A 23,147-nucleotide genomic window follows, 5' to 3' on the forward strand; every position below is an offset into this window, starting at 1 on the left:
GGTGGGTCAGTCCGCGACGCCGCGGCTGAGGAGGTCGTTCTTCTCGGGGTGCCCGTCGAACCACTGGCTGACGAACCAGCACATCGGGACGATGCGCTTCGACGACGTCGTCTCGACGTCGGACACGGCGTGCTCCACGAGTTCACCCGCGTACCCGTGGCCCCGGTGCGCCGGCACCGTGTACGTGTGCGGGAAGGCGATCGCGTCACCGTTGACGCGGTAGTCGAGCACGCTCACGAGGGTCCCGTCGACGTACATGGCGTACCGGTCTCGGTCGGCCTCGTTCCGGAACTCGTGTGTCATGCCGCCATCCTGCACCGCCGTTCAGGTTCCGGTGCCACCGCGCTCCGGGGAACGCCGGACGGAATGCCCTGGCCGCGCTCGTGTTGCACCGTGCATGACAACCATCGGAATCATCGGAGCAGGCAACATCGGATCCCAGCTCGCACGCCTCGCGGTGCAGCACGGCCACCAGGTCGTGATCGCGAACTCACGCGGACCGGAGACCCTCACCGACCTCGTCACCGAGCTCGGCGAGCACGCCACCGCCGGCACCCGCGAGGACGCCGCCACCCAGGGCGAGATCGTCGTCGTCACCGTGCCGCTCGGCGCCATCGACACGATCCCCGTCGAGCCGCTCGTCGGCAAGGTCGTCATCGACACGAACAACTACTACCCCCAGCGCGACGGCCAGATCGCGGCCCTCGACGAGGAGACCACCACCACGGCCGAGATGCTGCAGGACCACCTGGTCGGCGCCCACGTCGTCAAGGCCTTCAACCACATCGGCGCGGACCACCTCACCGAGCACGCCACCCCCGCCGGCACCCCGGACCGCCGCGCCCTCGTGATCGCCGGTGACGACGCCACCGCCAAGACGACCGTCGCCGACCTGATCGACGAGTTCGGCTTCGACACCGTCGACGCCGGCCCCCTCGCCGAGGGATGGCGCATCCAGCGCGACACCCCCGGCTACGGCCCGCGCCTGACCGTCGACGAACTCCGCGAGGCCCTCGCCGCCGCGAAGCGCTACCGCGACATGTGACGTCGACGCACCCCGCGCTCGACCCCCTCTGACTGGGGCTCTCGGCCGCTGTTCCTCCCCGGTAGAACTGACGATGGATCAATCCAGGGAGAGGAACAGCGGCCGTGGCGTCTCATCGCATGCCCGAGTCCGAGCGACCGCGCCGGGCGGTACCCGCATGGGTCACCGCTCCGCCGGAGGACGCCCGCCCCGTGGTGGCGGCACCGACTGCGGCGAGCGCCGGAGTCGCCCCCGCCGTCGGCATCGTGGAGGTCAGCGGCCGCCCCTTCGCCCGTGCACTCCCCGCGGTCGGGGCAGTTCCCTCCGCCGGGGCGGTTCCCTCCGCCGGCGCAGTCTCCGCGATCGGCGCAGGCCCCTCGGTCGGCGCTGTCCCGGCGGTCGACGCGGCCCTCGCGGTCGACGCAGTCGGCCTGGAGGCGCACCGCACCTCCGCCACGCTGGCCCTCGACCCGAACGCGGTCGCCCCCGACTACCCGCCGGCGCAGGAGCTGCTGCCGCCGGCCCCGACGTCCCCGAACGTCGACACGGTCCCCTTCGCCCCGGTCTCAGGCGCTCCCGTCGTCAGTGCGCCCGTCGTCAGTGCGCCCACCGTCAACGCACCCGGCAGCGGCGTGACCGTCATCACTGTCCCGGCGGGCAGCTCCGCGGTCGGCCGACACGGTGCCGGGCAGCACGGTGCCGGGCAGCACGGTGCCGGGCAGCACGGTGCCGGGAAGCACGGTGCCGGGCAGCGTGCGCCGACCGGACGTCGTGGCGCCGGTGCAGCCGGCATGGCGATGCCCGTCGCGCCCGGGACCGATGTGCCCGCCGCGGAAGTCCAGCACCCACCGCTCAGCCCCGTCGACTCCGCCACACCCGGTGCACCCGCCAACTGGTACACACCGCAGTCCGGGGTTCCGGCGGCTGCGGAAGCAGCGGCCGGAACCCCGGAGACTCCGGTGCCGTCCGGGTCCTGGCTGCCGACCGTCGGCGCGCCCGCCCTCGGTGGGAGTGACACCGCTTGGTCAGCGTCCGGCCCCGCTCTGCCGCCCTCGCCGGCCGTCCCCGTCGTACCGGCGGCCGGTCAGCCGCGGTTCTCGGTACCGGGCCTCGAGCACGTCGTCGTCGAGGGCGGTGAGCCCGAGCCGGTCGGGCCGATCGGCTACCGCACGCCCGCACGCTTCGCCCGACAGCAGGCCCGGGTCGTCCCGCCGGCCGCCACGGCTCCCCCGACGTTCGACGCGATCATCGGCGCGTCGGCACCCACCGGTGTCGCGCAGTCCGCCCGCCTGGACCCGGCCGTCAGCACCCCCTCCGTCCCGCCCCTCGCTCCGGTCCTGCCGCCGGTCACCCCGGCCGTCTCCGGCAGCGGCGACGCCACGGCCGTCGACCCCGCTGCGGTCGCCGGACCCACGTCGGCCCGCGAGCACCGGAACGCTCGCGGACACGGCACGACCGGCCGCCGGCTGTTCGGGTCCCGCCGCACCGTCGAGGAGCCGCCGAAGCGCCGCTCGACCGCCGTCCCGCTCCCGGCACCAGCGGAGGTCCCGACCGTCGCGACGGCCGTGACGGAGGGTGAGGCGCGCCTCCCGGCCGGTGCGCAGCCCACCGCAGGCCGGACCGCACGACCCGCCCGGTCGCTCGGCCCGACGCAGGGCGCTGTCCTGGGTGCGATCGCCGGCCTCGGGACGATCGGACTGGCCGCCTGGTGGTTCACCGCTCCCGCGACCGTGCACGCCGTCGGCGTGATCCTCGGGCTGCTCGCGGTCCTGGTGTCCGTCGTGACGATGCGGAACCCGCTGACCACGTGGCAGCGGCCTGTCGCCCTGCTCGGTGCGGTGCTCGGCACGGTCGGCACCCTCGTGCTGCTGTGGGCGGTCGCCTCGGCGCTCGGTGCGCCGCTGCCGGACATCACCGGCACCGGGACCGTCCCGAGCATCGCGCCCTGACCTCGGGCGACAGTCAGACGGCGCGGACGACGCCGCGCGACAGGATCGCGTTCGTCAGGGCCTCGATCGGCTCGCGCTGCACGGTCGGGTTGGCGATCAGGACGTAGTCGACCGCCGGCAGGTCCGGCAACGACAGTCGCTGCGACACCTTCACCAGGTCCGCCGGGATCAGCGAGTGCGGGAAGACCGCGACCCCGATGCCGGCACGGACGGCCGCGAGGACTCCGTTGACGTCACGGGTGTTGCAGGTGATCCGCCAGGTGCGGCCGGCGGCCTCCAGCGCGTCGATCGCCATCTGCCGGCTGATGCTCGGTGCCTGGTAGGCGATCAGCGGCACCGGGTCGTCCACTTCCAGCGCGATGCCGTCCTGCGCCATCCAGACCATCTGGTCCGAGGCGACCCGGGTCCCCTCGGCGGACTCCCCCGCGGTGCGCTTGATGAACACGAGGTCGAGCTGCCCCGCGTGCACCCGGCGGAGCAGCGGTGCGGACTGGTTCACCGTCAGCTCGAGGTCGACCTGCGGGTGCAGCTTCCGGAAGTCGCGGAGGATGCGGGGCAGCTGCGTGATCGCCAGGTCGTCCGCGGCACCGAACCGGAGTCGGCCACGGGCGGCGACGCCCGAGAAGTACGCGTCCGCCGTGGCGTGGGCGGCGAGGATCGTCCGCGCGAACCCGGCCATCGCGTCACCGTTGTCGGTCAGGCGGACCCCTCGGGTGTCCCGGGCGACGAGGGTCCGCGAGACCGTCGACTCCAGTCGGCGGACGTGCTGGGAGACCGTCGGCTGGCTGATGCCGAGTTGCACACCGGCCTGCGTGAAGCTGCCGGTCTCGGCGACGGCCAGGAAGGTCTGGAGCAGGACGGGATCGAGCACAGCGGGCCCCTCATTCGACATCGCAATGGAGTGATGCCGATCATAGGAGGATCGAATGGACACCGAGGGGTTAGTTTCGGTTGGGTACCGTTCCCACCCTCGACAGCCGGAGTCCCCCGCACCGTGCGATCGTCACCGACGACCATCCACCCGCCCACCGAGCCGCTCCCGATCAGCACCGTCCGCCCGCCGTGGCGCCGGTCCTTCATCGCCCTGTCCGTGCCGAACTTCCGGCTGTTCACCGCCACCAACCTCGTCGCGATGACCGCCGGGTGGATGCAGCGCATCGCCCAGGACTGGCTCGTGCTGCAGCTCACCGGATCGGTCGCGCAGGTCGGCATCACGGTCGCGTGCCAGTTCGCCCCGATGCTGCTGTTCGGGCTGCTCGGCGGGGTGTTCGTCGACCGCTACTCGAAGCGGGCGCTGATGATGATCACGCAGGGTGCCTTCGCGGTGCTCTCGCTGCTGCTCGCGGTGCTGACCCTGGCCGGGGTGGTGCAGGCGTGGCACATCTGGGTGATCGCGTTCCTGGTCGGCATGGTCACCGTCATCGACAACCCGGCGCGCCAGGTGTTCGTCACCGAGATCGTCGGACACCAGCACCTACGCAACGCGATCAGCGTCAACTCGTCGGTGTTCCAGCTCGGCGGCATGATCGGTCCCGCACTGTCCGGCATCCTGCTCGTCGCCGTCGGGGCCGGGTGGTCGTTCGGCATCAACGCGATCGCCTGCGTCGCCGTGGTCGTGACGCTCGGGTTCCTCCGCGTGTCCGAACTGCACCGCACGCCGCCGGCCCCGCGGTCGAAGGGGCAGCTCATGGAGGGCCTCCGCTACGCCGCCGCGAAGCCGACGATCATCGTGCCGGTGATCCTGGTGGCGTTCTTCTCGGTGTTCGCGTTGACGATGCCGGTGCTGCTCTCCGCCTTCGCGTCGAAGGTCTACGACGTCGGCGCGGGCGGGTACGGCCTGTTCAACTCCGCGGTCGCCGTCGGTGCGCTGACCGGCGCGGTCCTCTCCACCCGGCGTGCCGTCGTGCGGCTCCGGACGATCGTCGGCGGGGTGTTCTGGACCGGCGTCCTGCTCGTCGTCGCCGGCTCGACCCCGACGATCGCGCCGTTCACGGTCCTGCTGGTCGTCGTCGGGTTGTCCCAGCTGCTCTTCCAGACGGCGTCGAACTCACTGGTGCAGCTGTCCTCGAACGTCGCCATCCGCGGCCGGGTGATGTCGCTCTACGTCCTCGTGCTCCTGGGCGGACAGGCGATCGGCGGCCCGCTGATGGGCCAGGTCGTCGACCGCTTCGGGGCGCACGTCGGGATGATGGTCGCCGGCGGCGTCCCGGCCGCGGCCGCGGCGGTCACCGCGCTCGTCCTGGCGCGGCGGGGTGGCCTGCACCTCGAGGTGCGCATGCGCCACCACCTGCCCCTGCCGGCCATCGTCGGCAACCGCTGACGCGCCTCCCGGCAGTCGCGGTGCGCGTCACGGACGCGGAAACACCGGTGTTCGTGTGTCGCATCGCGCTTTCGCGCGGCGCGACCGACGAACACCGGTGTTTTCCAGCGCCGGCGGAGCCGGCCAGGACCGGACCCGCAGGGCCCGTCGGGTCAGTAGGCGACGCCGAAACGCGCCTGGTGGTGCTTCGGCTGCTCGATCTCGTCGACGACGGCGATCGCGTAGTCGGCGCCCGAGATGTCCGAATTGCCCTCGGCGTCGGCGAGCAGGACGTCGTCCGACGAGCGGTAGGTGCCGCGACGCTCGCCCGGGTTGTAGCCACCGAAGGCCGCGGCGGGGCTGACGTAGAACCAGTCGACCGAGGTGTCGCCGGCGCGCAGGGCCTCGAGGATCTGGCCGTGGCTCTTCGCCTCGCCCTTGAAGGCGTCCGGGAAGTCGGGGGTGTCGTACAGGGCCGGGCCGCCCTCGGCGACGAGCATCGAGCCGGCGCCACCGACGATGCCGAGACGCGCACCCGCAGCCTCGGCGGCGTCGACGAAGTGCTGGAACTTGTCCTTGAGCTCGCTGCCGTCGGACTGGACCGCGTGCAGGGACACGATGACGACGTCGGCGCCCTTGGTCACGTCGGACACGAAGCCGGGGTCGAACGCGTCGCCCTGGGCGAGCGTGAGGTGCTCGGCGGCGTCGAGCTTGGAGGTGTCGCGCGCGACGGCGACGACCTCGTGGCCGCGGGAGAGGGCTTCACGGACGATGGCGGAGCCGGCGTAGCCGGTGCCTCCGAAGACGACGATGGTGGACATGCGAGCTCCTTCGTGTGACGGTTCCGACGCGGTCACGCGCCGTGCCACTCACTGTACGGGTGTTACTCTCTTTCGGTAAGTAGGCACCTCGTGGTGCGTGCCCCGCCCGGGCGCGTCACGGGTCGTGTCCGACGGAAGGCGACCATGAGCGCGCTCGAGTACAGCCCCTACGCGGCGGACTGCCCCTCCCGGCAGCTCCTCGACCGGATCGGGGACCGCTGGAGCGTCCTGACGATCGGCGCCCTGGCCGACGGCCCCCGCCGCTACTCGGCGATCGCCACCCGGGTGCAGGGCGTGTCGCAGAAGATGCTCACGCAGACCCTCCGTGCCCTGGAACGGGACGGGCTGGTCACTCGGACGGTGTTCCCCGAGATCCCGCCGCACGTGGAGTACGAACTCACCGACACCGGACGGTCGCTCCGTACGGTCCTCGTGCCACTCGAACAGTGGGCGATCGACCACATGGACGGCGTCGCCGAGGCCCGCTCGGGGTACGACGCGCGCGGCTGAACCCGTCCCTCCTGGAATCGCGACCGCCCGCCGGTGGTTGCGTGGAGACATGCGATCCATCGTCTACTCCCAGCCCGGAACGTCCGCCGTCCTCTCCCTCGCCGACCGTCCGGTCCCCGAACCCGGCCACGGTGAGGTCCGCGTCCGCGTGGTCGTCTCCGGCGTGAACCCCACCGACTGGAAGGCCCGGCAGGGCGGGACCTACGGCGACGGCCTGCCGTTCCCCGAGATCACCCCGAACCAGGACGGCGCCGGCATCGTCGACGCGGTCGGCCCCGGGGTCGAGGGGCTGTCGGTCGGCGACCACGTCTGGCTGTTCATGGCCGCGGCCTCCCGCCCGACCGGCACCGCGCAGGAGTACACCGTCGTCCCCGCCACCCGCGTCGCACCGCTGCCCGAGGGCGTCTCGTTCGACGTCGGCGCCTCGCTCGGCGTCCCCGCGATGACCGCCCACCGCGCCCTGACCGTGCACGAGGACGGCCCCGCCCGACTCTCCCCCGGCGCCCTGACCGGTCGCACCGTGCTCGTCGCGGGAGGCGCGGGTGCCGTCGGGCACGCCGCCATCCAGTTGGCACGGTGGGCCGGCGCGACCGTCATCGCGACGATCAGCTCCGACGACAAGGCCGCCCTCGCCACCGCGGCCGGCGCCCACCACACCGTCAACTACCGCGAGGACGACGCCGCCGATCAGATCCGCGCGATCGCCCCGGACGGCGTGCACATCGTCGTCGAGGTGTCGATCCCCGCGAACGCCGACCTGGACGCGGCCGTGCTGGCGAACCACGGTGTCGTCTCGATGTACGCCGACAACGGTGGCGACGCGGCGTCGATCCCGGTCCGGCCGAACATGAGCATCAACGCCCGCTACCAGTTCCTGCTGCTCTACACGATCGGCGAGGCTGCCCTGGCGGCCGCCGCCGAGGACGTCACCGCAGCGCTCCGCGACGGTGTCCTGCCGGTCGGCGAGGAGGCGGGTCTGCCGCTGCTGCGCTTCCCGCTCGAGGAGACCGCGGCCGCGCACGACGCCGTGCAGGGCGACGCGGTCGGCAAGGTGCTCATCGACGTCGCGGCCGAGTAGCGGGGGGCGCGACGGCGGCGGGCGCGGGCGCGCTGGCGCGGCGCACTTCGGCGCAGCACAACAGGAACCGGCTCGAACCGCGGGAAACCGCGGCTCGAGCCGGTTCCCGTTGGGCGTGACTCGACGGCGGACGGGAGGCGCGGGGCGGGGGCGATCAGCGCCTCCCGGCCGGCCCGTGGCGGGCTCCGGCGACCGGACGTGGTGCGCGTTCATCGCCGGACTTGGTATGCAGGACACATGACCGATGTTGCAGAGCCCACGCCCACTCCCACGCCCGGAACCCGCGCGATCGTCCTCGGAGGTGGCGGGGTCGCGGGCATCGCCTGGGAGCTCGGCGTCCTGTCCGCGCTCGAGGACGCCGGGGTCGACCTCGGAGCCGCTGACCTGGTGGTCGGCACGAGTGCAGGCAGCGTGGTGGGGGCGTTCCTGCGCGCCGGCGCCGTGCAGGACGCCTACGCGCAGCAGACGAGCCCCCTGCCGACGACGTACGAGGAGCCCGCCGCCGTGGACGTCTCTGAAGTCGAGCAGCGCTTCGGCGCCGCGATGCAGGGCGCGACCTCGGAGCAGGACGCCCGCGCGCGGGTCGGCGCTGCGGCGCAGGAGGTCACGACCGGCCAGAGTGACGACGAGCGTGTCGCGACCTTCCGACAGACGCTGCCGAGCGCCGAGTGGCCGGCGAAGCCCTACGCGGTGACCACGGTCGACGCGGTCGACGGGTCCTTCCGGGTGTTCCGCGCCGAGGACGGCGTGCCTCTGGAGCGCGCTGTCGCCGCGAGCTGCTCGGTGCCGATCGTCTGGTCGCCGGTGCGCATCGACGGGCACCCGTACGTCGACGGCGGGGTGCGGTCGGCGACCAACGCGGACGTCGCCGCCGGGTACGAACGTGTCCTCGTGATCGCGTGCAGCCCCGAGGGGCCGTCGCCGCTCGGGCCGTGGCTCGACCGGTCCGTCGCCGCGCTCCGTGACGCGGGGTCGCAGGTGGAGGTCGTGGTCGCGGACGAGGCGTCGATCCGGGCCTTCGGGACGAACTCGCTGGCGCTGTCGACGCAGCGGCCCTCGGCAGAGGCCGGGCGGGCGCAGGCGGAGCAGGTCGCGGAGCGGGTCGCCGCGTTCTGGGCGTGACGGACAGTGCCTGTGGGTTCTGTCGGGTTCTCCACAGAGCCGCTCTGACCCCTGTGCCGGAGGCGGTGCCGTCGGTAGCGTGACGGCATGACGACACCGTTCTCGGACCTCGACCAGTTCCTCGCGTTGCCCCGTGTCGACGGGCTCGTGCTGAGCCCCGACGGCGAACGTGCGGCCGTGACGGTGAGCGCACTCGACGCGGACGGCACCACGCACAAGAAGTCGGTGTGGTCGGTCCCGACCTCCGGCGACGGTGTCGCGACACGGCTGACCCGCTCGGCGACGGGCGAGTCCGCGGCCGCGTTCACCCGGCACGGGGACCTGCTGTTCGTCTCCGGCCGGCCGGACACCGAGTCGGGCAAGGACGGCGCCTCCGCGCAGCTCTGGCTCCTGCCGGCCGCCAGTGGGGACGCGCGCCCGGTCACCCGGCTGGCCGGCGGTGTCGGCAGTCTGCTCGGCGCCGCGTCGGCATCGGACGTGCTGGCGGTCACGGCACCCCTGCTGCCCGCAGCCGACGGGGACGTCGACCGCGACGCCGCTCTCCGGAAGCAGCGGGACGACCAGAAGGTCCGGGCGATCCTGCACGAGTCGTACCCGATCCGGTACTGGGACCACGACCTGGGGCCGGACGAGCCGCACGTGCTGCGGGTCGACCTGGACGCGCTGCAGGAAGCGCAGGGCACCGACGGGGACGCCGGCGACGGCGCCGGCGAGCCGCAGGAGCCCCGCTACCCGGCACACCTGCCGAAGCCGACCGACGCCACGCCGCAGCCGGGCCGCACCCTCGACGCCGTCGACGGCGCGCTGACTCCCGACGGACGCACCCTGCTCGCCTCGGTGGGCGTGCACGAGGCGCGCGGGCACCGGTTCGTCCTCGTGACGATCGACCTCGAGACGGGGACGCGGACCGTGCTCTTCGACGCCCCGGGCGTCGACCACGAGATGCCCGCGCTCAGCTCGGACGGTCGGACGATCGCCTGGATGCGGACGGTCCGCTCGACCCCGGCCGGCGCGAACCAGCAAGAGGTCTGGACGGCGGACATCGACGGCAGCGGTGCCCGGCGGATCGCGACCGATTGGGACCGCTGGCCGAGTCAGCTGGTCTTCGAGCACGGCGACCGAGCGCTCCTGGCGACGGCCGATCAGGACGGCCGGGCGCCGGTGTTCCGCCTGCCGCTCGACGGTGCCCCCGTCGAGCAGCTGACGCAGGACGACTGGGCGTACTCGAGCCTGCGGGTGGCGGCCGAGAGCGGCGTCGTGGTGGCGCTGCGGGCCTCCTGGGCGGCACCGCTGCACCCGGTCCGGATCGACGCCGACGGGACGGTGCACGTCCTGGCGACGCCCGCTTCCCTGCCGGACGTGCCCGGACGTCTGGAAGAGGTCGAGACCACCGCGGCTGACGGCACGCGTGTCCGCGGCTGGCTGGTCCTGCCCGACGGCACCGCGGCCATGGGGACCGCGCACCCGCTGCTGCTCTGGATCCACGGCGGCCCGCTGAACTCGTTCAACCAGTGGTCGTGGCGGTGGACGCCGATGCTCGCGGCGGCGCAGGGGTACGCGGTGCTGCTGCCCGACCCGGCGCTGTCGACCGGCTATGGCCTGGACTTCGTCAACCGCGGCTGGAACGCCTGGGGCCAGGCGCCGTACACGGACTTGATGGCGATCACCGACGCGGTCGTCGCGCGGGACGACATCGACGAGACCCGGACGGCGGCGATGGGCGGCTCGTTCGGCGGCTACATGGCGAACTGGGTCGCCGGGCACACCGACCGGTTCGACGCGATCGTCACCCACGCCAGCCTCTGGGCACTCGACCAGTTCGCCGGCACGACCGACGCCGCGCACTACTGGCAGTCGATCTTCGACGCCGACGGTCTGGCGGCGAACGACCCGCACCGCTTCGTCGGCGACATCCGGACGCCGATGCTCGTGGTGCACGGGGACCACGACTACCGCGTGCCGATCGGCGAGGGACTGCGACTGTGGTCCGAGCTCGCTGAACACCATGCGGACGCCGACGGTCGGATGCCGCACCGGTTCCTGTACTTCCCGAACGAGAACCACTGGGTGCTGCAGCCCCAGCACGCGAAGCTCTGGTACCAGACGGTGTTCGCGTTCCTCGGGCAGCACGTGCTCGGGCAGGACTGGGAGCGGCCGGAGCTGCTCGGCTGAGGCGGAGGCAGCCGTCGCCCGGGCTTCCGAGCGACGGCTGCCTCAGCGGGTCAGACGAATGCGCCCTGGCCCGTCACCGCGCGACCGACGATGAGCGTGTTGACCTCACGCGTCCCCTCGTACGAGTAGATGGCCTCGGCGTCGGCGAAGAACCGTGCGACGCCCTTCTCGAGCACGATGCCGTTGCCGCCCTGCACCTCGCGGCACCAGCCGACGGTCTCGCGCATCTTCGTCGTGGCGAATGCCTTGGCCATCGCCGAGTGCTCGTCGCCACCCACTCCCTGGTCCTGCAGCGCCGACGCCTGGGTGCAGAGCGCGATCGACGCGGTGATGTTCATGAGCGACTTGACGAGCAGATCCTGGATCAGCTGGTGCGAGGCGATCGGCTTGCCGAACTGCACGCGCTCCTGCGCGTACCGGAGCGCTGCCTCGTAGGCCCCGATCGAGATCCCGACAGCCTGCCAGGCGACCTCGGTGCGGGTCAGACGGAGGACGGTCGCTGTCGAGCGGAACGAGTCGGCGTGCTGCAGCCGCCGGGCCTCCGGGACGCGGACGTCCTCGAGCGTGATGTCGGCGTTCTGCACGGACCGGAGGGCGATCTTGTCCTCGATCTTCGTCGCGGTGAACCCCGGGGTGTCCGACGTCACAAGGAAGCCCTTCACCTGGTTGTCCGCCTCGTCCTTCGCCCAGATGACGATCACGTCGGCGAAAGTGGCGTTGCCGATCCACCGCTTCGAGCCGTTCAGCACCCAGGTGTCACCCTCGCGTCGGGCGGTGGTGCGGAGGCCGCGGGCCGAGTCGCTGCCGGACAGCGGTTCGGTCAGCCCGAACGCTCCGACGATCTCGCCGGAGGCCATCCGGGGCAGCCACTCGCGCTGCTGCTCGTCGCTGCCGGCGACGGCGATGGAGTTCATGGCGAGGCCGGACTGCACGCCGATGAAGGTCGAGACCCCGGCGTCGATGCGGCCGAGCTCGAGCGCCGCCCAGCCGCGGTACACGGCAGAGTTCTCGAACTGGCGGACCAGCGGGATACCCGGGCCGTACATGCCGAGCTCGGCGAGCGGTGCGATGACCTGCTTCGGGAACTCGGCGCGGGCCCAGTACTGGTCAGCGATCGGCGCGACGTCGCGCTCGAGGTACTCGCGGAGCTTCCCCAGGGAGTCGCGTTCCTGGTCGGTCAGCTGCTCCTGGAACCGGTAGAAGTCGGATTCCAGCAGGGGTGTCTGCGCGGCGGTCATTGACATGGACCCAACGATGCATCATTCTCGGAAACGTTGCAAGACCGGCACGACGACTCTGGGGGAACCGTGAGCAGGCAGGCACTCGGCGCGCTCGGCTCGGCCCTCGTCCCGAGCGCACTCGCCGCCCGCCTGGAGGCCCATCCTGACTCCCAGCGCGCCTTCCGTGCTGCGCGGCACAGCTTCATCGACGGCGCCCGCATCGACATGGGGGCGCTCGCGTCCTCGCTCGGGGTCGACCGGACCTCGCTGTTCCGCTGGGTCGGGAACCGCGACCAGCTGCTCTCCGAGATCCTCTGGTCGCTCGCCGTCCCGACGCTCGACGCCGCCGGCCGTGCAGCTGCACCCTCGGGAACGGAGCGGATCGTCGACGTCCTCGACCGGTTCACCGCGGACCTGATCCGAGCGCCGTACTTCCGGGCGTTCCTGACCCGTGAGCCGGCCCGGGCACTGCGCCTGCTCACGACGACCGACAGTGACGTGCAGCGGCGCTTCGTGGCCGTCGTGGCGTCGCTCATCGAGACGGAGCGGGCTGCTGGCGTGTTCGACCCGGCGCCGCTCTCCCCCGAGGAACTCGGCCGACTGCTCGTGCGCGTGTCAGAGTCGTTCACGTACGCGGACCTGATCTCCGGCGAGACCCCGGACCCCGACCGGGCACGCACGACGTACGAGTACATCCTGCGGCCCGTGCAGCACGGGTTCGACCGCTGAACGCCGTCACCAAGATCAACGACTATCGTTGTTGACGGCTAGTCGGCCGACCTGGGGGGGAAACGTGACCGATATCGAGTTCGACGACGGCGTGGCAGACATGCTCATCAGCGCCGCTCATGCGGCAGGGGACGAACTCCGCGCACAAGGACCTGCGCGTCGTACTGCCGCCGAGAATGCGAGCGAGGACTTCTCGGGGGCCTACGCGATGCGCTTCACCGAGGCGATGCGAACGGAGGCCGCCGACAGGCCTGCACTGGCGAGAAGCCTCGACACGCTGGTTGCCTCCGTCCGGGCAGTGAAGGCTTCAGCCGCGAAGGAACGTCAACGCCTCGAAGACGTCGCTGCATGGAACCAGCGCGAAGAGGACCGGAAGCGCGCACTCACGATGTCACCACCGTCGTTGGCGATGCCGACTCATCAGCCGCCACTCCTGTTCGAGATCCCGCCCTCGAGCGTCCCGATCGTGCCGGAACCCGTAGAAGCAACGTTCGTACCACGCGGCCGCGTGCGCACCGGGACAGGCACGAGCAACGGGCGCTCATCCGCTGATCCATCGCGCCTTCGTTCGTTCGCCTCGACCTGCCGCGCCAACGACAGAGCAGCCGCGGCCAAGGAATCCACGCTCAAGGCTGCGTGGGTCAGCTTCACTACATCGTGCGCATGGGCACGAGTCGGGTCCGTGTCCGTGATCCACGGCTTCGATCGATACCTCGACGAGAACGCCGCCGACGCCGCGTGGATGGACCGGGTCGCTGGCGCCTTCGAGCGAGCGGGCGGTCACGGTTCCCTGCCGGATGTCTTCCTGGACGTCGAGGACAAGGCACATCTGCCGGCTGGCCTGGAACGACTCTTCAAGTCCGGTCTCTCCGCGAAGCAAGTGGCCGAACGTTGGGCGGACCTCGGGTACACACAGGCCAGCGAACGGGTCATCTCTGCGCTGCCGAGGTCAGTTCTACAGGAACTCGGCAATCTCGAGGGGGTGCCCTACTGGGCGCGGGCAGCGGCGAACACCGCAGTTCTCGACCAGCGGATCGCAGAGCTGACCGATCGATACTGGCGCCGCGACGCCGACGGCATGCTGCGAGATCAAAGCGAAGATGTCTCGGGCGACCTGACCGCTCTGAGGAAGATCAGGGATGCCCTTGTCCAGGGCCGTCACGATGGAACGCGGACCCTCATCTCGCTCACGACGGACCACCCTCCACTGGCGGCAGTCGCCATCGGGAACGTCGACACGGCGCAGAACGTCACCTGGGCTGTGCCGGGCATGAACTCCTCGACCAAGAAGATGGATGACTGGACTGCTGCAGCGCAGAACGTCTACAACCGACAGGAAACCGTCGACAAGAACGGCGGAGAACACGCGGTGGTCGCGTGGATGGGCTACAAATCCCCGCCCATCCCGGTGACGGGCGACCTGGGCGTGTTGAACAGCGCCTCTGCGAGGGAGGGCGGCGAACACCTTGCGGACGCGATGAGAGGAATCAGTGCGGTTCGCGCAGAGGACATGCCGAGGAACAACGTGCTCGCCCACTCGTACGGCACCACCGCCGCTGCGTTCGGCTTGACCAAGAAAGGCGTCCATGTTGATTCCCTCACCATGGTCGCCTCGGCGGGGATCCCCGACTCCATCGAGAACGCCAACGAGATCCACGCCGACCACGTCTACGCGGGTCAAGCGAGGAACGTTCTGCCAACAGAATGGGGACAAGGCGATCCACTCGCAATCGTCGGGAGAAACGCAAGCGAAGACCACCACGGTGATCCCACTGGGTCCGACTTCGGAGCGACGACCTTCGGTGCCGATGGGGTCGACGGCCTCAACGGTGTCAAGGACCACGGCGTGCACACCGACGGTCTCTCTGGATACCTGGACACGAACACCGAATCACTGAACAATGTCGCGTTGGCGACCACCGGTCACGGCGACAAAATGACCCCCTACACACCGAAGTGGGCCACACCGCTGGAGATGGTCAGCGGGCACCCGTTCGGCCTCGCCACACGATGAGGAACGAAACTCACTCTTGACCAGGACAATCACCACCATCATGATCGTGGCTGCTGCTGCGGTCCTGATATCCGGATGTGCCAGAGAGGGCAACACCGTGGATGACGATGCAACGATGACCAGTGCTGAGGCGAAGCAAGCGATCGTCGACATCGTCGATGACTCGTACGCCGAGATCGGCGGCGACTGGACGATCCGCAGCGGGCCCGCCGTGCAGTCGTGCCCACTGCCGGGAGGCGGCACCGGAGCCGCGTACTCCTACATCGTGGACCGGAAGCCGGGCGGTACGCCTCCGGCCGACGTCGCGAAGCTCCAGGACCTCTGGAAGGCGAAGGGGATCACGACCCAGGCCTACGAGAACAGCGGCAAGGACCCCGTGCGCGGTGTCCGAGGTTTCGGCGGTCCGACCACGTCCATCGACCTCTACGCCGACCCGGTTGGGTACACGATCGAAGGCCTGTCGGTGTGCACGGTCGGCGACGCCGCCGAGATGCAGGGCAACGGCGAGTGAACGAATGCCCGGACAGACGGCCTCGACCGTCTGCCGGGCACCCGACGACTCACTTGCGCGCGGCGAACTCCAGGTTGATGTCGTCGGGGTCCTGCACCGACAGGATCGTCAGGCCGGCGTCCCCGAGTTCGGTGACCTCTCCGTGCTCGATGCCCGCCGCGTCCAACCGGGCCGCCGCCTGGTGCAGTTCGTCGACCGAGCCGAGGGTGAAGCTCACGTGGTCGAGACCCACCGTGTCCGGGTCGAACCGCTGCCCGGACGGTGCGACCGGACGCAGCCCGAACACCTGGTCGCCGAGCGGGAACACGCAGCCGCCGTAGAAGCGTTCGCGGTCCTCGGTGACCCCGGGCTGGTCGACCTGGTCGCTGAAGTCGATGACCGGGTCGACGCCGAGCAGCTGCTGGTAGAACGCCTTGCTGCGGGCGATGTCGGTCACGGTCACGCGGACGTGCGCCAGGGCGGTGGGGTGGGCGATCGGGTCGGTCATGTGGTGCTCCTCGGTGTGACTCGCCACCGTCGTGGTGGCCGCCCCGATGCAACGCCGGACAGCTGACGGTGCGCCCAGGGCGTGCGGCGACCGGACAGCTGCCCGGGCGTCAGAGGAGCTCGTCGGACAGGTGGTTCGGCGTGCCGAAGCGGTGCGCCGTGATGGACACCGCCTGCTCGCGGAGGAACGGCAGCATCTCGATCCGGCCGGCCTCGGTGACCGGCTCGGCGTAGACGGCGATGTCCGGGCGTCCGTTCGTCCCGACCGCCAGGGCAGCAGCGTCCCCGCCGATGAGTCGCACCCGGGTGGAGGGCCCGGCGGCGATGCGCGCGGCGAAGGCGTCGTCGGACTCCCCCTGCCGGAGCGTGCCGACGACCGACAGGCCACGGAGGGCCGTGGTGACCGACGCCGGCAGATCACCGGCGACGGAGACGTCGACCGGGGTGCCGGCCCGCAGCGCCGCGGCGACGACCCGCACGAGACCGTCCACGTCCGGCCCATCCGCCGCAGCCGCGGCCGAAGCGGCCGGAGCAGCCGCCGAAGCCCCAGCCACGGCCAGGCGCACCTGCACCCCCGGGTACGGCAGGTACCGGAAGACGTTCCGCTCGGCGGTCAGCGCCGACACGTCCGCGGCGACCCCGAACTCCGACGTCCAGGCGAGCTCGTCCGACGCGACCGCACGGCCGAGGGACTCGGAGTCTGCCCCGGTCGCGCGGACGAACGCCGACACGGCCGACGACGGAGTGGACCCGGCGGTCGCAGCCGTGGGCGTCCAGGAGCCGAGGCCGACCAGGTAGTTCACGCCGCCGGCCTTGGTGCCCGCGCCGACGGCGGACTTCTTCCACCCGCCGAACGGCTGGCGGCGGACGATCGCGCCGGTGATGCTGCGGTTGACGTAGAGGTTGCCCGCCTGGATCCGGCCGAGCCAGGTGCCGATCTCGCCCGGGTCCAGGGAGTGCAGGCCCGAGGTCAGGCCGTAGTCGACGTCGTTGACGATGTCGATCGCCTCGTCGAGGGTCTCGGCGGTCATCACGCCGAGGATCGGGCCGAAGTACTCGGTGCGGTGGAAGTCCGATCCGCGGCGGACGCCCTGACGGACACCCGGGCTCCAGAGCTTCCCCGTCTCGTCGAGCTGCTTCGGCTCGACCGCCCACGACTCCCCCGCGCCGAGCGTGGTGAGGCCGTCGAGGAGCTTGCCGGAGGCTGGTTCGATGATCGGCCCCATCTGGCTGGTCGGGTCGCTCGGGTAGCCGACGGTCAGCGAGGACACCGCGTCGAGCAGCTGGTTGCGGAAGCGCTTGGACTTGGCGACCGACCCGACCATGACGACGAGCGACGCGGCGGAGCACTTCTGCCCGGCGTGCCCGAAGGCCGAGGCGACGACGTCCTTCACGGCGAGGTCGAGGTCGGCGGACGGCGTGACGATGACGGCGTTCTTGCCCGAGGTCTCGGCGAGCAGCGGCAGGTCCTGCCGGAACGAGCGGAACAGCTCGGCGGTCTCGTAGGCGCCCGTCAGGATCACCCGGTCGACGAGCGGCGAGGCGATGAGCTCCTTGCCGAGCGAGGACTCTTCGACGTCGAGGAACGCCAGCACGTCGGCGGGTGCACCGTGGGCGTCGAGGGCGGTCTCGATGACCGATGCCAGGACGGCACCGCTGCGGGCGGCCGGCGGCGCGGGCTTGAGGACGACCGCGGAACCGGCAGCCAGGGCGGCGAGCGTCGACCCGGCGGGGATCGCGACGGGGAAGTTCCACGGCGGGGTGACCAGGGTCAGGGCCGCCGGGGTGAAGGCGGCGCCGTCGACGGTGTCGAGCGAGGCCGCGAGCTCGCCGTAGAAGTGCGCGAAGTCGATGGCCTCGGACACCTCCGGGTCGGCCTGGTCGATGGTCTTGCCGGTCTCCGACGCCATCACCTCGACGAGGGCTGCGCGGTTCGCCTCCAGCGCGTCGCCGACGGCGTGCAGGACGGTACCGCGGGCAGCTCCGGACCAGGAGCCCCAGGTGTTGCCGGCGGCACGGACGCGCCGCAGGGCGGACTCGAGGGTCGTGGCGGAGGTGATCCGGGCCTCCCGGACGGCGGAGACGCCGAGCGTCGACGACGCGATGCGGGCGGTGATGCCGGCGCCCCACTCGCGGACGGCTGCGACGGACGGGTCACTGTCGGGCGTGTTCTCGAAGTGGCCGGGTGCCGGGCGCTCGACGGCGGCGTACCGGTCGGCGACGCGGTGCGCGGCCGGGGCGTCGAGTCCCCCGGGCAGGGCGAGCGGTGCCAGCGAGTCGCGGAAGCGGGCTTCCTCGCGGGCGAAGAGCGTCGGCGACGACGCGAGCGAGAACACCGCGGACATGAAGTTGTCCTGGGACGCACCCTCTTCGAGACGGCGGATCAGGTAGGCGATCGCGACGTCGAACTCCCCCGGGTGCACGACCGGCGTGTAGAGCAGCAGCGAGCCGACGGTCTTCTTCACCGCGGCGGCCTGGCCCTGCGCCATGCCGAGCAGCATCTCGAACTCGATGCCGTCGCGGACCCCGCGCTGCCCGGCCAGCAGCCACGCGTGCGCGACGTCGAACAGGTTGTGGCCGGCGACACCGACCCGGACGTTCGCGATGCGCTCGGGCGTCAGCGCCCAGTCGAGGACGCGCTTGTAGTTCGTGTCGGAGTCCTGCTTGGTGTGCCAGGTGGCGAGGGGCCAGCCGTGCACGGACGCCTCGACCTGCTCCATCGGCAGGTTCGCGCCCTTGACGAGCCGGACCTTGATGTCCGCACCACCGCGGGCGCGGCGCGCCGCCGACCACTGCTGCAGGTGCTCCATCGCGGCGAGTGCGTCGGGCAGGTACGCCTGCAGGACGATGCCCGCTTCGAGGTCGGTGAACTGCGGCTCGTCGAGGAGCTTCGTGAAGACCGCGATGGTGAGGTCGAGGTCCTTGTACTCCTCCATGTCGAGGTTGATGAACTTCCGCGGTGACGCGGCGGCGGCGCGGGCGAACAGCGGGCGGAGCTGTTCGACGATGTCGTCGACGGCGTGGTCGAAGGCCCACGGCGAGTGCGGGTGGACGGTCGAGGACACCTTGATGGACACGTAGTCGACGTCGTCGCGGCTGAGGAGCGCGTGCGTGCCGGCGAGACGACGGGCGGCTTCGCGTTCGCCGAGCACGGCTTCGCCGAGCAGGTTCACGTTGAGGCGGACGCCGTCCTGCTTGATCCCGGCGATCGCCGGCCCGAGCTTCGCGTCGGTCGCGTCGACGATGAGGTGGCCGACCATGTTCCGCAGCACCCGTCGGGCGATGGGCACGACGACGGTCGGGAGGCTCGGCGCCAGTCCGCCGCCGAGGCGCACCAGGCCGCGGAGCGCGGCCGGCAGGAACCCGGGTGCGTCCGGCGCGATGGCGCGGAGCTTGCGCGCGGCGACGCCGAGGTCCTCGGGGCGGACGACGCCGTCGACGAACCCGACGGCGAACGCGAGGCCCTTCGGGTCGGCGAGGACACCGGCGAGCTGCTTCGCGGAGCCGTCGACGGGGTACGTCTCGGCCTCGGCGAGCCACTGCCGGACGAGCGCGACGGACGCGTCGGCGAGGTCGTCGTGGACGGTCGGGGCGGCAGCGTCGGAGCGCGGCTGGACGTCGGTCATGGGGACAGTGTGCCGGGCGCTCTTTCGGTAGCGGAAGCAACCGTTCCTGATGCATTCCGTTCAGCTCAGCTACGCTTTCCGCATGCTCGACGTCCGTCGCCTGGTGCTCCTCCGTGAGCTGTCGATCCGGGGCACGGTCGCTGCCGTCGCCGAGGCGATGAACTTCACCCCGTCGGCGGTGTCGCAGCAGCTCGCAGTGCTCGAGCGGGAGGCCGGCGTGCAGCTGCTCCGCCGTGCCGGACGGCGCCTGCAACTCACCCCGCAGGCCGAGGTCCTGGTCGCGGCGGCGGGCGAGGTACTGGACACCCTGGAACGTGCGCAGGCGTCCGTGGAGTCGACGCTGACCACCGTGCAGGGGCGCATCCGGGTCGCCGTGTTCCAGTCCGCCGCACTGGCCCTGATGCCGTCCGCCCTCCGCACGATGGCGCTCGAACACCCCGACGTCCGGGTCGAGATGGTGCAGCGCGAACCGGAGACCGCGCTCAACGAGACCTGGGCGCGGGACTTCGACATGGTGATCGCGGAGCAGTACCCGGCACACGCGGCCCCGCGGTTCCCGGGCCTCGACCGCCGTGACCTGACGACCGACCCGGTGCGGTTGGCGCTGCCGCCGGTGGCGACGGCCCTCTGGCCGGTGACGTCGCTCGAGGAGGCCGCGACGCTGCCGTGGGTGATGGAACCGCGTGGTGCAGCCTCCCGGCACTTCGCCGAGCAGACGTGCCGTCGTGCCGGCTTCGAGCCCGACGTCCGCTACGAGACGGCGGACCTGCAGGCGCAGATCCGGCTCATCGAGTCGGGCAACGCCGTCGCGCTGATGCCGGACCTGGTCTGGGCCGGTCGGTCGACGAGCTGCCGACTGCTCGAACTGCCGGAGCCCGGGCGACGGACACTGTTCACGGCGCAGCGTCTCGCGAGCGCCGAGTCGCCGGCGGTGTCGGCGTTCCGGACAGCGCTCGAGCGGGCGGCCGGCGCTCCCCGATCCTGAGCGGGCACCGACACGACGTGGCCGACCATCGTGCGGGAAACCGCACACTCCCCCAACTCGGGTCACATTCGAGCGTCCGGGTCCGATTGGTCCGCTCGCTACCAATACGATCCGAACACGTCGGGGATTCTCGGCTGATTCATACACTCCGGCACCTGACCGGACATGGACCCTGGGGGAACCCGTGCACCGCAGCACAGCCTTCGTCCGACGCGCTTGCGCCGTCGGCACCGCGACTGCCCTGATCGGACTGACGACCGGCTTCGGCGTCATGACCGCAACCACCGCGTACGCCGCTGACGCACCCATCGACACCGCCGCGACCGCGCCGGCCGTCTCGGGTGGCGACACGAGCACGTCGACCGCAGCGGGCCTCCCGGCCGACGCCGGCACCGGCACCGGCACCGACACCGCGACCACCGCGACGTCAGATCCCGCTCCCACCGGGACGCCGGGCTCGCCCACCGCTCCGGCGCCTACGCCTGCACCTGCCCAGGACGCTGCTCCGGCGACAGCGAAGCCCGCCGCGACGCCGACAGCCGAGCCGTCTGCCACCCCCGCGGCCGAGCGCTCGGTGAAGATCGATGGTGCGCCGCGCGTCGGCCAGAAGCTCTACGCCGCGACGAAGGGCTTCACCGGCAAGAACTACTCGTACACGTGGTCCGTCGACGGTGTCCCGACCGACGACACCTCCTCGTCGTTCGAGTTGACCACCGACGAGATCGGGACCGTGATCCGCGTCGTTGTGAGCACCGAGGTCCCCGACGAGTTCGAGGTCGCGACACTCGAGGACATCAAGCCGAACCCGACATTCGCCGACACCACGACCGAGGACGAACCGCTCGAACTCTCGGCCACCGCCGGCGCGGCGTTCTCGCGCAGCTTCGCGGTGACCGGCACGAAGTCGGGCGACGTCTCGTACGCGATCGGCTGGGTCGACCTGGACTCGGCCGAGCCCGGCCAAGAGCCCGCGTCCCAGCTGCCGCAGGGATTCCACCTCGACGAGAAGACCGGGATCATCTCCGGCTCGACGAAGTGGGCGACGTACGCCGACTTCACAGTCGTCGCGACGAGCCGCGGCGTCAGCGCCACGGAGTACGTCGAGATCGACGTCGAGGCGGGAGCGCCCGTCGGCGTGCAGGTCTTCACGGCCGATCGACAGCAGGTCGCCGACTTCGTCGGTGACGGTTCCGAGATCCCGAAGGGCGAGCTGTCGGGATGGCAGATCGACTTCGACGGATCGGTCTCGACCTTCACCGAGAGCTTCCGGGACAGCGGCGACGGCTTCGGCTACAGCCAAAGCGTCATCCCGGGAGGCCAGCCGACGGTGCCGCAGGGTGGATCGCTGCTCGTCAGCGGCAGCCCGGTCGACCGCTTCGGCAACTGGGTGTCGGAGGCTGATGGTGACTCCTACCCGATCGCCGTCACCTCGAACGTCGCGTCCGACGTCGTCCGGACCCTGCCGGAGGACGTCGACACCTTCGGCTACGGCTCCCTCGCCGTGACGTTCCCGCACGCGTCGGAGCACCGTCTCACGGTACGGTCGTCCGGGTTCTCGGCTGCGTTCTCGGTCGAGGTCGTCCCGACCGCCACCGCCCCGGTCGCGACTCCCCCGGTGGTCACGCCCCCGGTCGCAGCCGCGCCGATCGGCACGGCCCCGGTCCGGACCGCCGCGCACGGCCGCCTCGCCTACACCGGTACGGACGCGACCGACTCCCTGCCCTGGGCGCTCGGCATGCTCGCCGCCGGTGCGGCACTGGTCGGCCTCCGCTTCGCCCGTCGGCGCGCACAGCGCTGATCCGGACGGGAGGCTCCTCCCGCGGCCCCGTCGATCCCTCCACGGATCGACGGGGCCGTTCCGTCATCCACAGGTCGGTGACGTGCGCTTCGCGGGGTGGGAGGCGCGGCTAGCGTTGGGGCCATGCCGAGCCTGCTGCACATCGATTCCTCCGCCGATCTGTCCCACTCCCGCTCCCGGGCGCTGACCGCCGCGTTCGCCGACGCCTGGCGCGCCCGCGGTCCGGAGTACACGGTCGTCCGCCGCGACCTGCACGTGGACCCGCTGCCGCACCTCGAGACGTCGGCGCTGCACTGGGCCGCAGCAGACCGCACGGCGGACGAGTCCGTGCCCGACGCCGCCGAACAGCTGCGCCAGGACGTCATCGACGAGCTGCTGGCCGCCGACGTCGTCGTGATCGGGTCGCCGCTGTACAACTACACGGTGCCGTCGAGCCTCAAGGCCTGGCTCGACCGCGTGCACATCCCGGGCGTCCTCGTCCCCGGGCCCGACGGCACGCCGCAGCCCCTGGCCGGGCGTCCGGTCGTCACCGTCGTCAGCCGCGGCGGCACCTACGACGCGGGGACGCCGACGGAGCACTGGGACCACGCGTCGCCGGTGCTCGACATCATCCTCGGCACGGCACTGGGCATGAAGGTGCACCCGGTCGTGGTCAGTGCGACCCTCGCCGACCGGCTACCCGGACTCGCACCGATGGCCGACCACGCCGCCGCCGAGTTCGCGGACGCGACCGTCGTCATGGAACGCCTGGCGTCGACGCTCGGCTGACCCACGGCAGTTGCCGAGGCCGAGTCCGCCGGGGC

At 71.5% G+C, this 23,147-nt stretch carries 19 protein-coding genes; 13 read left to right on the plus strand and 6 right to left on the minus strand.

The genetic code is table 11. The features are described 5' to 3' along the window. Positions 1-6 precede the first annotated feature (6 nt). Entirely contained in the window at positions 7-303 is a 297-nt protein-coding gene (locus tag SOM35_RS14550) for a GNAT family N-acetyltransferase (protein WP_221851628.1), read from the minus strand. Between the two features lie 94 nt (positions 304-397). Here SOM35_RS14550 and SOM35_RS14555 point away from each other — a divergent pair, with 94 nt between their 5' ends. After that, entirely contained in the window at positions 398-1,045 is a 648-nt protein-coding gene (locus tag SOM35_RS14555) for an NADPH-dependent F420 reductase (RefSeq protein ID WP_320515946.1), read from the plus strand. A 104-nt stretch (positions 1,046-1,149) separates the two neighbouring features. Then, positions 1,150-2,973 carry a hypothetical protein gene (locus SOM35_RS14560; protein WP_320515947.1) on the plus strand — a complete coding sequence of 608 codons (1,824 nt, stop codon included), beginning with the start codon at positions 1,150-1,152 and terminating at the stop codon, positions 2,971-2,973. 13 nt (positions 2,974-2,986) lie between these two features. Here SOM35_RS14560 and SOM35_RS14565 read toward each other — a convergent pair whose 3' ends face one another. After that, a complete protein-coding gene (locus SOM35_RS14565; protein WP_204608201.1) occupies positions 2,987-3,844 on the minus strand; it encodes a LysR substrate-binding domain-containing protein in 858 nt (285 codons plus the stop codon). Between the two features lie 123 nt (positions 3,845-3,967). Here SOM35_RS14565 and SOM35_RS14570 point away from each other — a divergent pair, with 123 nt between their 5' ends. Then, entirely contained in the window at positions 3,968-5,293 is a 1,326-nt protein-coding gene (locus SOM35_RS14570; RefSeq protein WP_320515948.1) for an MFS transporter, read from the plus strand. 152 nt (positions 5,294-5,445) lie between these two features. Here the strand turns inward: SOM35_RS14570 and SOM35_RS14575 are convergent, their stop codons facing one another. Continuing rightward, positions 5,446-6,093 (minus strand): NAD(P)-dependent oxidoreductase, encoded by a 648-nt coding sequence (locus tag SOM35_RS14575; RefSeq protein WP_320515949.1) that lies wholly within the window; start codon positions 6,091-6,093, stop codon positions 5,446-5,448. 144 nt (positions 6,094-6,237) lie between these two features. Here SOM35_RS14575 and SOM35_RS14580 point away from each other — a divergent pair, with 144 nt between their 5' ends. The 4 genes from SOM35_RS14580 to SOM35_RS14595 all read left to right on the plus strand — a co-directional run bounded on the left by SOM35_RS14580 (position 6,238) and on the right by SOM35_RS14595 (position 10,975). Continuing rightward, positions 6,238-6,603 (plus strand): winged helix-turn-helix transcriptional regulator, encoded by a 366-nt coding sequence (locus SOM35_RS14580; RefSeq protein ID WP_221851638.1) that lies wholly within the window; start codon positions 6,238-6,240, stop codon positions 6,601-6,603. A 49-nt stretch (positions 6,604-6,652) separates the two neighbouring features. Continuing rightward, complete coding sequence (locus SOM35_RS14585; protein WP_320515950.1) at positions 6,653-7,681, plus strand: NADPH:quinone reductase; 1,029 nt, start codon at positions 6,653-6,655, stop codon at positions 7,679-7,681. Positions 7,682-7,918: 237 nt separating this feature from the next. After that, on the plus strand, positions 7,919-8,803 hold the full coding sequence (locus SOM35_RS14590; RefSeq protein ID WP_320515951.1) for a patatin-like phospholipase family protein: 885 nt from the start codon (positions 7,919-7,921) through the stop codon (positions 8,801-8,803). Between the two features lie 87 nt (positions 8,804-8,890). Next, on the plus strand, positions 8,891-10,975 hold the full coding sequence (locus SOM35_RS14595; protein WP_320515952.1) for a S9 family peptidase: 2,085 nt from the start codon (positions 8,891-8,893) through the stop codon (positions 10,973-10,975). 50 nt (positions 10,976-11,025) lie between these two features. On the opposite strand, the gene SOM35_RS14600 is transcribed toward SOM35_RS14595, so the two are convergent. Beyond that, the gene (locus SOM35_RS14600) at positions 11,026-12,213 is read right to left on the minus strand and encodes an acyl-CoA dehydrogenase family protein (protein WP_253467863.1); all 1,188 of its coding nucleotides are present in this window, start codon (positions 12,211-12,213) and stop codon (positions 11,026-11,028) included. Between the two features lie 69 nt (positions 12,214-12,282). On the opposite strand from SOM35_RS14600, the gene SOM35_RS14605 reads away from it, so the two are divergent. From SOM35_RS14605 to SOM35_RS14615, 3 genes are all read left to right on the plus strand, one after another. Further along, positions 12,283-12,924: a QsdR family transcriptional regulator gene (locus tag SOM35_RS14605; protein ID WP_320515953.1), complete on the plus strand. Its 642-nt coding sequence runs from the start codon at positions 12,283-12,285 to the stop codon at positions 12,922-12,924. Between the two features lie 64 nt (positions 12,925-12,988). Beyond that, positions 12,989-14,938 (plus strand): alpha/beta hydrolase, encoded by a 1,950-nt coding sequence (locus SOM35_RS14610; RefSeq protein WP_320515954.1) that lies wholly within the window; start codon positions 12,989-12,991, stop codon positions 14,936-14,938. Positions 14,939-15,053: 115 nt separating this feature from the next. After that, positions 15,054-15,449, plus strand: coding sequence for a hypothetical protein (locus tag SOM35_RS14615; protein WP_320515955.1), 396 nt, complete (start codon positions 15,054-15,056; stop codon positions 15,447-15,449). Positions 15,450-15,498: 49 nt separating this feature from the next. On the opposite strand, the gene SOM35_RS14620 is transcribed toward SOM35_RS14615, so the two are convergent. Together SOM35_RS14620 and SOM35_RS14625 are read right to left on the minus strand one after the other, a co-directional pair. Continuing rightward, a complete protein-coding gene (locus SOM35_RS14620) occupies positions 15,499-15,936 on the minus strand; it encodes a VOC family protein (RefSeq protein WP_320515956.1) in 438 nt (145 codons plus the stop codon). 109 nt (positions 15,937-16,045) lie between these two features. Beyond that, on the minus strand, positions 16,046-19,561 hold the full coding sequence (locus SOM35_RS14625) for a bifunctional proline dehydrogenase/L-glutamate gamma-semialdehyde dehydrogenase (RefSeq protein ID WP_320515957.1): 3,516 nt from the start codon (positions 19,559-19,561) through the stop codon (positions 16,046-16,048). Between the two features lie 82 nt (positions 19,562-19,643). Between SOM35_RS14625 and SOM35_RS14630 the strand changes: the two genes are divergently transcribed. The 3 genes from SOM35_RS14630 (at position 19,644) to SOM35_RS14640 (ending at position 23,112) form a co-directional block, all read left to right on the plus strand. Further along, complete coding sequence (locus SOM35_RS14630) at positions 19,644-20,546, plus strand: LysR substrate-binding domain-containing protein (protein WP_221851657.1); 903 nt, start codon at positions 19,644-19,646, stop codon at positions 20,544-20,546. Between the two features lie 184 nt (positions 20,547-20,730). Continuing rightward, positions 20,731-22,344, plus strand: coding sequence for a hypothetical protein (locus SOM35_RS14635; protein WP_320515958.1), 1,614 nt, complete (start codon positions 20,731-20,733; stop codon positions 22,342-22,344). Positions 22,345-22,467: 123 nt separating this feature from the next. Further along, positions 22,468-23,112: an FMN-dependent NADH-azoreductase gene (locus SOM35_RS14640; protein WP_221851664.1), complete on the plus strand. Its 645-nt coding sequence runs from the start codon at positions 22,468-22,470 to the stop codon at positions 23,110-23,112. The last annotated feature ends 35 nt before the right edge of the window (positions 23,113-23,147 follow it).

The organism is Curtobacterium sp. CFBP9011 (assembly GCF_034045095.1).
GTDB lineage: Bacteria > Actinomycetota > Actinomycetes > Actinomycetales > Microbacteriaceae > Curtobacterium.

Coding starts and splice junctions, on each gene's coding strand:
- SOM35_RS14555 (WP_320515946.1), top strand. CDS start 398: ATGACAACCATCGGAATCATCGGAGCAGGCAACATCGGATCCCAGCTC.
- SOM35_RS14595 (WP_320515952.1), top strand. CDS start 8,891: ATGACGACACCGTTCTCGGACCTCGACCAGTTCCTCGCGTTGCCCCGT.
- SOM35_RS14630 (WP_221851657.1), top strand. CDS start 19,644: ATGCTCGACGTCCGTCGCCTGGTGCTCCTCCGTGAGCTGTCGATCCGG.
- SOM35_RS14590 (WP_320515951.1), top strand. CDS start 7,919: ATGACCGATGTTGCAGAGCCCACGCCCACTCCCACGCCCGGAACCCGC.
- SOM35_RS14620 (WP_320515956.1), bottom strand. CDS start 15,936: ATGACCGACCCGATCGCCCACCCCACCGCCCTGGCGCACGTCCGCGTG.
- SOM35_RS14550 (WP_221851628.1), bottom strand. CDS start 303: ATGACACACGAGTTCCGGAACGAGGCCGACCGAGACCGGTACGCCATG.
- SOM35_RS14640 (WP_221851664.1), top strand. CDS start 22,468: ATGCCGAGCCTGCTGCACATCGATTCCTCCGCCGATCTGTCCCACTCC.
- SOM35_RS14585 (WP_320515950.1), top strand. CDS start 6,653: ATGCGATCCATCGTCTACTCCCAGCCCGGAACGTCCGCCGTCCTCTCC.
- SOM35_RS14615 (WP_320515955.1), top strand. CDS start 15,054: ATGACCAGTGCTGAGGCGAAGCAAGCGATCGTCGACATCGTCGATGAC.
- SOM35_RS14600 (WP_253467863.1), bottom strand. CDS start 12,213: ATGACCGCCGCGCAGACACCCCTGCTGGAATCCGACTTCTACCGGTTC.
- SOM35_RS14575 (WP_320515949.1), bottom strand. CDS start 6,093: ATGTCCACCATCGTCGTCTTCGGAGGCACCGGCTACGCCGGCTCCGCC.
- SOM35_RS14625 (WP_320515957.1), bottom strand. CDS start 19,561: ATGACCGACGTCCAGCCGCGCTCCGACGCTGCCGCCCCGACCGTCCAC.
- SOM35_RS14580 (WP_221851638.1), top strand. CDS start 6,238: ATGAGCGCGCTCGAGTACAGCCCCTACGCGGCGGACTGCCCCTCCCGG.